We start from the raw sequence: 12,348 nt of genomic DNA, 5'->3' as shown, positions 1-12,348 counted from the left end.
ATAAAATCTTACATTTGTTTTTTTAATGAAAACTTATGTACGGTCAATCTTTACTTTCTGAAGAAACAATTTCAGACAAAATATATTTTATCCGTGGGCAAAAAGTCATGCTCGCATTTGATCTAGCTATTCTTTACGATGTTAAAACTAAAAGATTAAATGAACAAGTAAAAAGGAATTCATCTCGATTTCCAGAAGACTTTATGTTTCAACTTACTGAGATTGAATTTGAAAACTTGAAGTCGCAAATTGCGACTTCAAGTTGGGGAGGAAGCAGAACATTTCCTTTTGCATTTACAGAACATGGAATTCTTATGCTTTCAAGTGTTTTAAAAAGCGATAAAGCCATCCAAACCAATATTCAAATTATGCGTATTTTCACGAAAGTGAGACAAATGCTTTTAGACACAACCGAAATAAAAGTAGACATACTTCAGATTCAGAAGAAGTTAGAGAATCATGATAAAAATATTGAATTGGTTTTTTCTTATTTGGATGAATTGACAGAAAAGAAAGAAAATGAAACTGAAAGAGTGAAAATTGGTTATAAAAAGTAAATTACAAATTCTTCAAGGTCGCAAATTGCGACCTTAAACTTGATGTCACAATTTTTGACTTCAAGATTGTAATTAATTCATTTAAATTTTAAAATATTAAGAAAGCGCTTCAATCTATTTAAAATCCAATTTAAACTTTACTTTTGCCATACAAAAAAGTTTATCCTACTTATTGAAGCTAATCTATGAAAATTACCATAATTGCGGGCGCAAGACCTAATTTCATTAAAATCGCACCGATTATTAATGCCATAAAGAAAAAGCAAAATGAAGGCTTTGATATCTCATTTCGTTTGGTGCATACGGGTCAGCATTATGATAAAAATTTAAGTGATACTTTTTTTGAAGAATTAAATATTCCTCAACCCGATGTAAATCTCGAAGTAAAAAGCGGTTCGCAGGCCGAGCAGACAGCGGCGATTATGATTGCTTTTGAAAAAGAACTGATTCAGAATCCTGCTGATTTGGCTTTAGTAGTTGGCGATGTGAACTCCACAATGGCTTGCTCTATTGTTGCCAAAAAATGCCATACAAAGGTAGCTCACGTTGAAGCCGGAATTCGTTCTGGAGACTTATCAATGCCAGAAGAAATAAATAGGATGCTTACAGACAGTATTACTGATTATTTTTTTACAACCTCAACTTCGGCTTCAGAAAATTTATTAAAATTGGGTTCAGATCCTGAAAATGTTTACTTTGTGGGCAATGTAATGATCGATACTTTATATCAAAATATAAACAGAATTTCGGCTCCTGATTTTTGGAATGAACATCAATTAAAAGAGAAAAATTACATCATTCTAACATTGCATCGTCCTGCAAATGTTGATGAAGTTTCATCGCTTATTGAATTACTTCACGGAATTGACTTGCTTATAAAAGATAAAAAGATCATTTTCCCTATTCATCCCAGAACGCAGGCAATTTTAAAAGAAAGTAAAAATGACTTTAAGAATATCATTTTTGTTTCACCTCAGGGTTATTTGAATTTTATGTTTTTAATTAAAAATAGTTTTGCAGTTATAACAGACAGCGGTGGAATTTCTGAAGAAACTACCGTTCTTGGGATTCCTTGTTTTACCATGCGTGATAATACTGAAAGACCTGAAACAGAAACTATTGGAACTAATAAAGTTGTAGGAACTTCATTAGAAAATCTGAAAAAAGTTTTTGGTTCTTTTTTACAAAATGGACTAGAAAAAAGGGGGATTCCCGAATTATGGGACGGAAAAGCATCTGAGAGAATTGTTTCTATTTTATTGGATAAAAAATAATGAAAGACATCCTTATAATATCCAATTATTATCCGCCTGAAAAAGGTGCTGCTGCTAATAGAATAGAACAGTTAGCTTTGAAATTAAACCAAAATGGGTATACTGTTTCGGTGATTTCCCCTCTGCCCAATTATCCAAAAGGAAAACTTTTTCCAGAATATAAAGGCAAATTTTCGTTTATAGAAAAAATCCAGAACATTACTTTAAAACGTCTTTGGATTTATCCGAGTAACAGCTCTAATATTTTTAAAAGAATTATATCTACTTTTTCGTTTTCGACCACTTTATTTTTCTATTTATTGTTTGTCCGAACTCCCAAAAAAGTCATAGTACAATCACCTCCATTACTATTATCCTTTACAGCTGTATTAGCTCTTTGGATAAAAAGAAAAAAGATAATCCTAAATGTTTCAGATCTCTGGCCAATTGCAGCAATTGAACTCAGCGTTTTGAAGAAAAATAGTGTTTCACACAAATTTCTGTGCTTTATGGAGCGTTTTATTTATAAAAAAGCAACTCATATTTTTGGTCAATCTAATGAAATTATCTCGCATATTCATTCCATATTTCCAGATAAAAAGTGTTTTTTATATCGCAATTATCCAGATCATGTTATTGAAAATATTGTTGATAAAAAGCAGAGTTCTGATGAGCCAATAAAACTGTTTTATGCCGGTTTACTAGGAGTTGCGCAAGGTGTTTATGAAATTATTCAGCAATTGGATTTAGAAAACCTTAATGTCGAACTTCATATTTTTGGTGATGGCGCCGAAAAAACTGAAATCTTAAATTATATAAATAAAAAACAAAGTAATAAAATTGTTTTTCATGGAATGCTGGAGCGAAATGTCCTTCATGAAACTTTACAAAACTTGGATATTGCTTTTGTTCCTCTCAAAACCAGAATTTATGGATCTGTTCCTTCAAAAATATTTGAATACACCGCTTTAGGTTTCCCTGTTCTGTACTTTGGTGGCGGTGAAGGAGAATTTATTGTAGAAGAAAATAATCTCGGTTGGGTTGTTCACGTTGAAGATTTTGAATGCCTAAATAATGTTTTAAAACAAATTTCTCAAGTTGGAAAAGATGAAATTCAAAACATGAAAAAATCAATTTTTATTCATGCAAAATCTCATTTCAATCTTAACGAACAAATGAAACAATTAATTGAAAATGATGCTTTTTAATTTCATTTTCATTGAAAAATAAAAGGGGAAATATTTGATAATATTTCCCCTTTCTTTTATTTAATGTAGCTTGAAAAATCTTTATGTTCTTCTTTTGAAAGTTCTTCTGGCGATAACGATCTGAAATAATCGTAAGTGATTTTCATTCCTTCAGAACGACTTACTTTTGCTTCCCAACCTAATAATTCTTTTGCTTTTGTCGTATCTGGCTGACGTTGCAACGGGTCGTTTATTGGCAACGGATGATACACTACTTTCTGATTTGTTCCTGTTAGTTTTATAATTTCTTCTGCAAAATCTTTGATTGTAATTTCGTCAGGATTTCCAATATTTACAGGATATACATAATCAGAATGCAGTAATCTGTAAATCCCTTCAACCTGATCGTCTACATAGCAGAAAGAACGCGTTTGCATTCCGTCGCCAAAAATGGTTAGATCTTCTCCACGAAGCGCTTGACCGATAAAGGCAGGAATTACGCGACCGTCGTTTAATCGCATTCTTGGTCCGTAGGTATTAAAAATACGCACGATTCTAGTTTCTACACCATGAAACGTATGATACGCCATCGTGATTGATTCCTGAAAACGTTTTGCTTCATCATAAACCCCACGCGGACCAATTGTGTTCACATTCCCATAGTATTCTTCAGTCTGCGGATGCACTAAAGGATCTCCGTAAACTTCAGAAGTTGATGCAATCAAAATTCTTGCTTTTTTAACTCGCGCTAAACCTAATAAATTATGTGTTCCTAATGACCCAACTTTCAAAGTCTGAATCGGAATTTTCAAATAATCTATCGGACTTGCCGGTGAAGCAAAATGTAAGATATAATCTAAATCACCTGGAACATGAACAAACTTCGTAATATCATGATGATAAAATTCGAAGTTCTCCAATTTGAATAGATGTTCAATATTTTTAAGATCTCCTGTAATTAAATTATCCATTCCGATTACAAAGTAACCTTCTTTGATAAATCTATCACATAAATGTGATCCTAAAAACCCTGCCGCTCCAGTAATAAGTATTCTTTTCATTGTCATTTTTTATACGAGAACAAATGTACTTTATTTAAAAAAATATTTTTCAATTATATCTCAATTTATCTGTCCTATAATGTTTGATAGTGTTGCTTAAATTTTTCTTCAACAAACTCTTTTATTTCTTTTTCAAACCGCTGTTTTGAAAATTTAACCGCATGTTCGCGAATTATTTTAGGATCAAAGGTTTTAGTCTGAAAATTCAATATTGCTTCTTTAATTTTTTGAGAAGATTGTTCCTCAAAGAAAATTCCTGTTTCATTTTCAATCACAGTTTCGAGCGTTCCTCCTTTGTTCAAAGCTATAACTGGAGTTCCACATGCTTGGGCTTCAACTGGAATAATTCCAAAATCCTCTTCGGCAGCAAAAACAAATCCTTTTGCTTTCTGCATTAAACTTCGAAGCTTTTTATTTTCTACAAAACCAACAAATTCAATATTTTCTTTTGCAATTTTTTGAAGTTTTTCGATCTCTGGTCCTTCACCAGCAACAATCAGTTTAAGATGTGGTAATTCATTAAAAGCTTCTACAATTAATTGCGTTTTTTTATACGGAACCAGCCTAGAAGCTGTCAAATAATAATCTTCTTTTGTTTCTTCTAAACTAAAAAAATCAATATCAACAGGTGGATAAATTACAACGGATTCTTTATTGTAGGTTCTTTTTATTCTTTGAGCGATATGTTTCGAATTTGCAATAAAGTAATCTACGTTCTCTGAATTAGAAAGATCCCATTTCTGAATTTTATCTAAAACCGATTTTGCGTACAAGCCTTTTAAACCTTTTGTTAATCCGGCATCTTTTAAATATTGTTCTCTCAAATCCCAGGCGTAACGCATTGGAGAATGGCAGTAACAAATATGAAGCTGGTTCTTTCCTACTTTTATTCCTTTTGCAACTGCAGACGAAGAACTGATGATTAAATCATAATCACTCAAATCAAATTGTTCAATGGCTATTGGAAATAACTGCAGAAACTTACGATGGTTCTTCTTAACGGTAGGAAGCTTTTGAATAAAACTTGTTTTGACTTTTTTACCATTTAAAATAAACTTTCGATCTTCATCACTCAAAAAATCTATTAAAGCAAAATGATCAAAATCATTCCAAATTGAGTTTATAGAATGAATCACCTTTTCGGCACCTCCATTTACATAATACCAATCGCTGATTAGGGCTTTTTTCATTTTTGTTTATTGGGCAAGTTTTCGGACAAGATAGTAAAAAAATAATGTTTTAATCGTTATTATTTTTCTGAACAAAGTAAGTTCATTTATTGTTATTTATGCTATTAAGAATAGTATTAAATCCTTCTAAATGTCTTTTTACAGATTTATTCCAAGTAAATTTCTCTAATTGAGTTTTCGAATTGTCTACTATTTGAGCATTAAACCCTGGATTTTCTAAAGCAAAACTGATTTTTTGAGCTAATTCCTCTTCATTTTTCGGATTAAAATAAACCACTGCATTACCTCCTACTTTCGGAAGACTTGCTGCATTAGAACTAATTACAGGAGTTTTCGCCGCAAGTGCTTCTAATATTGGTAACCCAAAACCTTCATATAAAGAAGGAAAAACAAATAATGATGCCTTTTGGTAATAAACTGGTAAATCTTGATCTCTAACTTGACCTGAAAAAATAATGTTCTTTTCTAAATGATTCGCTTTTATATAGTTTTCTACCTGATTGTCTTCAGTAATAAATCCCTCTTTTTTTCCAACAATCAGCAGTTTATATTTTTCTTTTAAAATAGTTGATAAAGAATGATAGGCTTTTAATAAAACGATTAGATTTTTATGTGGTTTTACATTTCCAATGTACAAAATATAGTTTTCAGGAAGTTGAATAGCGCTTTCTTTTCCTTTTTCAAAAAAAGGAACATCTACACCGCAATACACCACTTTTATTTTTTCTAATGAAGCATCTGTATGTTTTATAATTTCATTTTTTGAAAACTCAGAAACTGTAAAAATTAAATCTGCTTTTTGAACTGCATTTTTATATAACAAAAAAGCATATTTCCTTTTAAGAAATGACATTGGAGAAATTCCGGTAAGATGATTTACATCGTGAATGGTAACAGCCTTTTTTTTGGCTCGTATTGGGAAAATTGGAAAATTGAAATGAGGACACCAGAAAACGTCACATTTTGGTATTTTAAAAGGATATAAAAATTGTCCCTTTAAAGAATACATTTCAGAATTAAATTCTATAATTTGGACTTCTTTACTCCAATCAAAAACTGCAATTTCGTTTTTGTTTCCAAGGACCGTAACGGTTTTAAATTCTGAAATTATATCTGGAATTACATTTTTTATATAAGTTCCAATACCTGAAGCATTTATCAACCGGGCATCAATTACTAATTTCATCTATCTTAAAACTTTACAAACTGTTTCAAAAGTAAGTTTTAAAATTAAATCCTGTTAATTTTTTTACTTAAAAACATATTCCTCTTTGATAAAAAAAATTACTTTTGAAAAAAAATCCAAATGAAAAAATTAGCCTTTATAATCAGTGCATCTTTGTTAATCGTTTCTTGTCAGGAACCTCAGAAAAAAGAAGAGGAAAAAAGTCAAATTGGTAAATATCAAATGACTGTTATCCAAAGAACAGATACTGGAGAAGTTTGTTTATTTGTTTTAGATACAGAAACCGGAAGAGTTACTATGCGAAATGATAAATCTGGTTCATGGGCGCCTCAGGGAGCTCCGGATGATTCTATAGATAAATCACTTTAATAATTTGGCTCCAAAGATTTGGAGCCTTTATTTTCTAAAATTGTGATTAAAAATATCTTCTATAGCTTTAGTATTAATTTTATTAATTTTCTATTTCCTTTAATTCTTATTCCATTTTACATTCATGTATTTGGAATTACAAATTATGGGCTAATCGCTATTTCGTTTTCTTTAATCAATTATATTTCTGTAATTAATGATTATTCTTGGAGCGCTTTAGGCCCAATTAAAATTGGAAAACTCAATTCAGATGTTAATGCTATCAGCAAATATATTTCGACAGTAATAAATACTAAGTTTTTATTAACCATTCCTACTTTCTTATTGCTCTTTTTATTGGCGCATTTATACAAGGATATTAGCAGTAATTCTCTTTTTTTTCTTTCGCTGTTTGCCATGCTTTTTTCTCGCACGCAAAATGCGCACTGGATATTTATTGGTTTAAACAAAGTCAAAATATATTTTATCATAAACTCCATATTTAAAATCAGCTGTCTGTTAACTATTTTATTTTGTGTAAAAAGCAAGGATTCTTTTCAAATCTTATTTTTTATTCTTGGTTTTTTTGATTGTGTAATTTTTTTTACTGCTTACATTTATTTGTTTGCAAAAGAGAATTTTACCTATTCTTTAACGTCTTTCCAAGAAATTTACGAAGAGCTTCAATACGGTTTCAAAATGTTCTTGACCAATTTGACAATTTGTTCTATTTTAAATTCGGGAACTCTTATTTTAGGTGCATTTTTTAACTCTAAAATTGTTGGGATTTACAGCGTTGCCGAAAAAGTTATCATGCTCGGAAAACATGCTATTGGAGTATTATTTCAAGGGGTTTTTCCAAAAATTTGTACTGTTGGTGCGCGTTCCATTTCTGAACTCAATAAAAACCTGAGACAGATTTTTAAATATTATATATTGGTTTTCGCTGCTGGAACCTTATTTTTAATTGTTTTTTCAGAGCAGATTATTTCTGTTTTAAGCAGTTCGCATATTTTAGAATCGAGCCGTTATTTAATATTACTTTCTCCCATTCCTTTTATTGCATCTCTTAATCAGTCGGCTTATATGTCGTTGCTGATGCATGAAAAAAAGAATATCTATTTTACAGGCTATTTTTGGGGGTTGTTAATTAATATTTCTCTTTCGTTTCTTTTATCTTATTTCTTTAAAATTGAAGGAATGATTGCCGCACTTATTTTAACCGAATTATTTATTACATTGTTTCTTAATTATAAAGTGCTTCGTAATAAAAATTTAAATTTCTTTCGCAAATGATTAAAGTTGGATTTCTAGTTTCTTACGATTTTAAATACTTATACAAATCGATACCTTTAGTATATGAGGCTTCTGACTTGATTGTACTTGCTGTTGATAAAGATCGCCTAACATGGAGTGGCAATCCGTTATATATTGATCCTCTTTTTTTTGATTGGGTAAAAGAATTTGATACTTTAAAAAAAATTGTAATCTATGAAGACGCCTTTTATATAGCCAAAAATACTCCTGCTGAAAATGATACCAGAGAAAGGAATTTACTCGCAAAAGCAATGGGCGAAGGAGGCTGGCACATTCAAATTGATAGCGACGAGTATTTTAATGATTTTAAAGGTTTTGTTTCTTTTTTAAATGAGAAAAAACAATACTTAAAAAATCCTAAAAAACAGCCAATTGAAATTCATGTGCAATGGATTACGCTGTTTAAAAAAGTAAAAGGCGGTTTTTTATATATTAAAGATTCTTTGGATGCTGTTGAAGTGGCTACGAATTATCCAAAATACAAATATATGAGAGCCACCAGACACTCCAAAAAAATTATAACCAAATTTATTTTACTTCATCAATCTTGGGCAAGAGACGATGACGAAATTTATACCAAAATAACCAATTGGTCACACAGAGACGATTCTGATAATGTGGCATTTTTCGAATTTTGGAAAAATATCAGTTTAGAAAATTATAAAGAGGTTACTAATTTTCATGAAAATGATCCAACCAAGTGGAAAGCATTGGAGTTTGTCTCCGAAGCTGAACTCGATTCTTTAAAAATAAATATTAGTGATTTTCAATTATTTAAATTAAAAACGAAAAAATATTTAGTGCAGTTTATACGAGAAAATTTATCTGCTTCAACTCAGGAAAAAATTAAAACTATTTTTAAAAAATTGGTCAAATGAAAGAAACTCAAATAAATAAGATCATTGTTTATTTCTTGTATCTTTTGGCTTTTGCTTCATGCTTTTATATGTTCGAAGCAATACAAGCCATTATAATGTCTGCAGCAAGTTTCTTTTTACTGCTTCAATATACTTCTAAAAAAAAACTGCTTTCAATAAAGACATTGCCCTTTATTTTATCGTTTTTACTTTTACTGATTTACAATCTTTTTTATTTCAATTCCAGAAGTTTACAGAGCATTTCAAATAGTCTTTTGATTTTTGTTGTTCCCATTTTCAGCCTCTTTCTTTATGATTCTTCTTTTTTTAAAAAACATAAAAACAATATCCTTTTAAGTTATTCTTGCTGCATTTCAATACTCAGTATTTATATTCTTGGGTTTTATATTAATGATATTCCAAATCATCATTTTAACTGGTATTTTGCACGTTTTAATTTAGAAAAGAACATTCATATTCACGGCACCTACATTAGTTTATGGATTGCCGTTGCATTACTTTTTGTTTTTGATTTTCTGGCTAAAAATAAAGACCTTCATGCAAAGTTTAAAATCAGTTTACTAATCCTCGCCTTTTTATTGCTGGCAAGTATGGTTGTAATTAATGCAAGAATGATTCTTTTTTCGACTTTGATTCTGATTGCTTTAAACGCTTACTTTTTGTTTGTTAAACAAGGTCTTTTTAATAAAAAAATCATTCTAATCCCTCTTGTTTTGTTATTTACCGGAGTTATCTTTTTATCACAGCGCTATAAAGATGATCTAAAGTTTTTGAATAAAAATAAAATCGAAAATTCTTCTAGATATACCATTTGTTATTGTTCCTTAAAAGTGATTAGAAATTCAAATTTCTTGGGCACAGATAATAGTACGATACAGCCAAAACTCAATGACTGTTATGATGAATATGGTTTTGAGGATTTATCAAAAGAAAAATTAAACTCTCACAATCAATATCTTGATTATTTTATGAAAGGAGGAATTTTGCTTTTTATTGCTTTTATAGTGACGCTTTTTGTAAAACTCCGATATGCTTTGAAAAGTAAAAACTACCTCTATTTTTCGATTTCCTTATTGTTTACTTTTTCTTTTTTGACAGAAAATATTTTGGTACGCCAATACGGAATTTATCTCTTTTTGTTCTGTGATATTTTATTCCTAGGTTCTGTTTTGATTAATGAAAGCCATTGTACAGATGAAATAGAAAAAAACTAAAGTCGGAATTAATAACATACAGCCGTCACTAAAACAAACAAAGAGATAAGTTAAAATGCCAAATAAATAGACCTGATTATTGTTTTTGGTTTGAAAAAACAAGTAAACCGGAGCAAAAAAGGATACACAAAAAAGCAGTAAACCGACAATGCCAAACTGCCTGAAAATAGACAAATAAACAATTTCTTCGATTATTTTATAGGGTCCGTTTCCAAACAAGGTAATCTCATTGAATTTTCTGATCTGAAGCATTCGTCCTCCTAGATTAGAATCTAAAATAAAACCTTCTAAAGAACCGTATTGGAAATATTTTGTCATAAGAAAAGATCCGATAACCAATAATAATACTACTCCAGCCAGATAAACCTTGACAAGTTGCTGGAGTCTATTTCTATAAATCATTAAAAAATAGAAAATTAGACCTATCCAAACGGTGCGGGACAAAGTTAAAATCAAAGCTAAAATGACCACAAAAATTTTAATCTTTGAGGTTGTTCTTTTGTAAAAAACAGGAAATAACATTAGCGTGCAAACCCCAAAAATATTTCCATTATTGTAGGTTGAAATCAATTTTGAAACCGATCCTCTTCTGTTAAATTTTGACCCCGCAAGTTCTCCTAAATCGTCTGCATTAACTGTAATATAAGGTATTTCTAAAAAATGACCCATATATTGCTTGTATATAAACAGAAAAATTCCGTACAAAGCAACAATGAAAACGGAATTGGCTATTAGTTTTTCTATATAATCAATATCAATCTTGGTTAAAAAATAACCCAATATGATGTAAAACAAGAAAGGCAGAAAAACAAAACTAATATAAAAGGCAATAAAATTTCCTATAGATCCTTCATAGCCAAAAAGCAATAAGTGAAAAGAAAAATAAACAACAAAAGGAATTGTTGCCACAAAGCACATAAAATGCTTACTGTTAACTGGAAATCTAAATTTGCTACCAATTACAATTGCAGTAAGAATAAATAAAAACCCTAAGTAGATATAACCCCAAGTCAAAGGAATACCCGCTACTTTAATACCTCCTTTTGGAAATATAACTAATAACAAAACGGCTAAAAAAAATAAAATTTCTCTTAGCCTTTCGTTGTTTAGTTTAAGGGCAAAAATATTCTTCATTTTAAAATAATAAATAACTATTTAAAATAGAAGTAATTAAGAATGAAGTGCCTTTTGCTTATTATAAAATCTTCTAACCAATACCATTCCGATAAAACCAATCAGGAATATAAATGGAATATAGAATTTTAATTTACTATTAATCGATTTTTTACTTTCAACATTAATAATCCTTCCAATTTCTTTAATTGTATTTTGATAACTAACCAGTTTTAATCTGTTTCTTCCTTGTTCTTCGATTAATCCCTGTTTTGTCTTAATCAGATCATTCAACTGTGTGTTTTCATTATAATATACTAGACTATTATTCTTTGGAGATCCATTAGTTTTATCCGAAAAATTGCTTAAAAATGTATTAATCTGTTTAATTATAGAATCATTTTGAACAATACTAGCTTCCAAATTTTTTAATTCTATTTTCTGAATGGCATTAAAATGTTCAGAATCATTTAAAAAAATCAAGATTGGGGCAACAAATTCCTTGTCATTTCCCACTTCACTAGTTATTAAAGAAATAGTGTGATATCGGTAATTTTTACTAGTTATAGTGTCTACTAATATTTTGTTGATATCACCATTCTCAGCCATAAGTTCCAGTAATTGAAAATTACGCTCTTTGTTCTCTACCAATTTATAGGCTTCAACAATGGGTCTAATTTGAATTTTTTTGATCAGTTTTGGCTTTTTAACGCCAACCACATTTTTGAGAAAAACGGTATCATTTGAAATTACTTTAGACTGTAACAAATCAATTTTGGAATACAAATAATCTACACTTTCAAAATTGGGTTCTACAATAATTTGATTACTGTACGTTTTTCTTGTTGAATCCAAATACCAACCAATTGCAAAACCAGATACAACCAAAACTAAAACTATAATCCAATTTCTCAGAAAAAATTGAATCGTTCTAAAAATAGAACTGTTTATTCTTCCAAAAAAATTACTTATTTTTTTGGAAATCTGCACCAAATCAATCTCCTGATCTTCCAAATTCTGCGGTACTTTTGTACTCATTTACAA

At 29.9% G+C, this 12,348-nt stretch carries 12 protein-coding genes; 7 read left to right on the top strand and 5 right to left on the bottom strand.

All coding sequences use genetic code 11. The features are described from left to right. Positions 1-35: 35 nt before the first annotated feature. From Q9Q97_RS02390 to Q9Q97_RS02380, 3 genes are all read left to right on the top strand, one after another. A complete protein-coding gene (locus Q9Q97_RS02390; protein ID WP_306154036.1) occupies positions 36-557 on the top strand; it encodes an ORF6N domain-containing protein in 522 nt (173 codons plus the stop codon). A 185-nt stretch (positions 558-742) separates the two neighbouring features. Continuing rightward, complete coding sequence (gene wecB / locus Q9Q97_RS02385) at positions 743-1,831, top strand: non-hydrolyzing UDP-N-acetylglucosamine 2-epimerase (RefSeq protein ID WP_306154035.1); 1,089 nt, start codon at positions 743-745, stop codon at positions 1,829-1,831. Then, positions 1,831-3,018, top strand: coding sequence for a glycosyltransferase family 4 protein (locus Q9Q97_RS02380; protein WP_306154034.1), 1,188 nt, complete (start codon positions 1,831-1,833; stop codon positions 3,016-3,018). The genes wecB and Q9Q97_RS02380 overlap by 1 nt, the downstream gene beginning before the upstream one ends. A gap of 56 nt (positions 3,019-3,074) precedes the next feature. On the opposite strand, the gene Q9Q97_RS02375 is transcribed toward Q9Q97_RS02380, so the two are convergent. The 3 genes from Q9Q97_RS02375 to Q9Q97_RS02365 all read right to left on the bottom strand — a co-directional run bounded on the left by Q9Q97_RS02375 (position 3,075) and on the right by Q9Q97_RS02365 (position 6,434). Further along, positions 3,075-4,058, bottom strand: a complete 984-nt coding sequence (locus Q9Q97_RS02375; protein ID WP_306154032.1) for a UDP-glucuronic acid decarboxylase family protein — start codon at positions 4,056-4,058, stop codon at positions 3,075-3,077. 74 nt (positions 4,059-4,132) lie between these two features. Then, on the bottom strand, positions 4,133-5,248 hold the full coding sequence (locus tag Q9Q97_RS02370; RefSeq protein ID WP_306154030.1) for a glycosyltransferase: 1,116 nt from the start codon (positions 5,246-5,248) through the stop codon (positions 4,133-4,135). Between the two features lie 82 nt (positions 5,249-5,330). Then, positions 5,331-6,434 (bottom strand): glycosyltransferase family 1 protein, encoded by a 1,104-nt coding sequence (locus Q9Q97_RS02365; protein ID WP_306154029.1) that lies wholly within the window; start codon positions 6,432-6,434, stop codon positions 5,331-5,333. A gap of 120 nt (positions 6,435-6,554) precedes the next feature. Here Q9Q97_RS02365 and Q9Q97_RS02360 point away from each other — a divergent pair, with 120 nt between their 5' ends. From Q9Q97_RS02360 to Q9Q97_RS02345, 4 genes are read left to right on the top strand one after another with little or no spacing between them, the layout of a single operon-like run. Continuing rightward, positions 6,555-6,803 carry a hypothetical protein gene (locus tag Q9Q97_RS02360; RefSeq protein WP_306154028.1) on the top strand — a complete coding sequence of 83 codons (249 nt, stop codon included), beginning with the start codon at positions 6,555-6,557 and terminating at the stop codon, positions 6,801-6,803. A 42-nt stretch (positions 6,804-6,845) separates the two neighbouring features. After that, the gene (locus Q9Q97_RS02355) at positions 6,846-8,078 is read left to right on the top strand and encodes an oligosaccharide flippase family protein (RefSeq protein WP_306154026.1); all 1,233 of its coding nucleotides are present in this window, start codon (positions 6,846-6,848) and stop codon (positions 8,076-8,078) included. Continuing rightward, a complete protein-coding gene (locus Q9Q97_RS02350) occupies positions 8,075-8,977 on the top strand; it encodes a hypothetical protein (protein ID WP_306154025.1) in 903 nt (300 codons plus the stop codon). Before Q9Q97_RS02355 ends, Q9Q97_RS02350 begins: the two co-directional genes overlap by 4 nt. Then, the gene (locus Q9Q97_RS02345; RefSeq protein ID WP_306154023.1) at positions 8,974-10,191 is read left to right on the top strand and encodes an O-antigen ligase; all 1,218 of its coding nucleotides are present in this window, start codon (positions 8,974-8,976) and stop codon (positions 10,189-10,191) included. Before Q9Q97_RS02350 ends, Q9Q97_RS02345 begins: the two co-directional genes overlap by 4 nt. Here Q9Q97_RS02345 and Q9Q97_RS02340 read toward each other — a convergent pair. Both Q9Q97_RS02340 and Q9Q97_RS02335 read right to left on the bottom strand, forming a co-directional pair. Continuing rightward, positions 10,135-11,325: an O-antigen ligase gene (locus Q9Q97_RS02340; RefSeq protein WP_306154021.1), complete on the bottom strand. Its 1,191-nt coding sequence runs from the start codon at positions 11,323-11,325 to the stop codon at positions 10,135-10,137. The genes Q9Q97_RS02345 and Q9Q97_RS02340 overlap by 57 nt on opposite strands. A 36-nt stretch (positions 11,326-11,361) precedes the next feature. Then, positions 11,362-12,342 carry a hypothetical protein gene (locus Q9Q97_RS02335; protein WP_306154020.1) on the bottom strand — a complete coding sequence of 327 codons (981 nt, stop codon included), beginning with the start codon at positions 12,340-12,342 and terminating at the stop codon, positions 11,362-11,364. Between the last annotated feature and the right edge of the window lie 6 nt (positions 12,343-12,348).

It is taken from the genome of Flavobacterium sp. DG2-3 (assembly GCF_030730925.1).
In the GTDB taxonomy this organism is placed as follows: domain Bacteria; phylum Bacteroidota; class Bacteroidia; order Flavobacteriales; family Flavobacteriaceae; genus Flavobacterium.
This window is presented reverse-complemented; position numbering and strand designations above follow the sequence as displayed.

Excerpts from the sequence above, each read along its gene's own strand:
- Q9Q97_RS02390 (WP_306154036.1), top strand. The coding sequence starts at position 36 with ATGTACGGTCAATCTTTACTTTCTGAAGAAACAATTTCAGACAAAATA.
- wecB (WP_306154035.1), top strand. The coding sequence starts at position 743 with ATGAAAATTACCATAATTGCGGGCGCAAGACCTAATTTCATTAAAATC.
- Q9Q97_RS02380 (WP_306154034.1), top strand. The coding sequence starts at position 1,831 with ATGAAAGACATCCTTATAATATCCAATTATTATCCGCCTGAAAAAGGT.
- Q9Q97_RS02375 (WP_306154032.1), bottom strand. The coding sequence starts at position 4,058 with ATGAAAAGAATACTTATTACTGGAGCGGCAGGGTTTTTAGGATCACAT.
- Q9Q97_RS02370 (WP_306154030.1), bottom strand. The coding sequence starts at position 5,248 with ATGAAAAAAGCCCTAATCAGCGATTGGTATTATGTAAATGGAGGTGCC.
- Q9Q97_RS02365 (WP_306154029.1), bottom strand. The coding sequence starts at position 6,434 with ATGAAATTAGTAATTGATGCCCGGTTGATAAATGCTTCAGGTATTGGA.
- Q9Q97_RS02360 (WP_306154028.1), top strand. The coding sequence starts at position 6,555 with ATGAAAAAATTAGCCTTTATAATCAGTGCATCTTTGTTAATCGTTTCT.
- Q9Q97_RS02350 (WP_306154025.1), top strand. The coding sequence starts at position 8,075 with ATGATTAAAGTTGGATTTCTAGTTTCTTACGATTTTAAATACTTATAC.
- Q9Q97_RS02345 (WP_306154023.1), top strand. The coding sequence starts at position 8,974 with ATGAAAGAAACTCAAATAAATAAGATCATTGTTTATTTCTTGTATCTT.
- Q9Q97_RS02340 (WP_306154021.1), bottom strand. The coding sequence starts at position 11,325 with ATGAAGAATATTTTTGCCCTTAAACTAAACAACGAAAGGCTAAGAGAA.
- Q9Q97_RS02335 (WP_306154020.1), bottom strand. The coding sequence starts at position 12,342 with ATGAGTACAAAAGTACCGCAGAATTTGGAAGATCAGGAGATTGATTTG.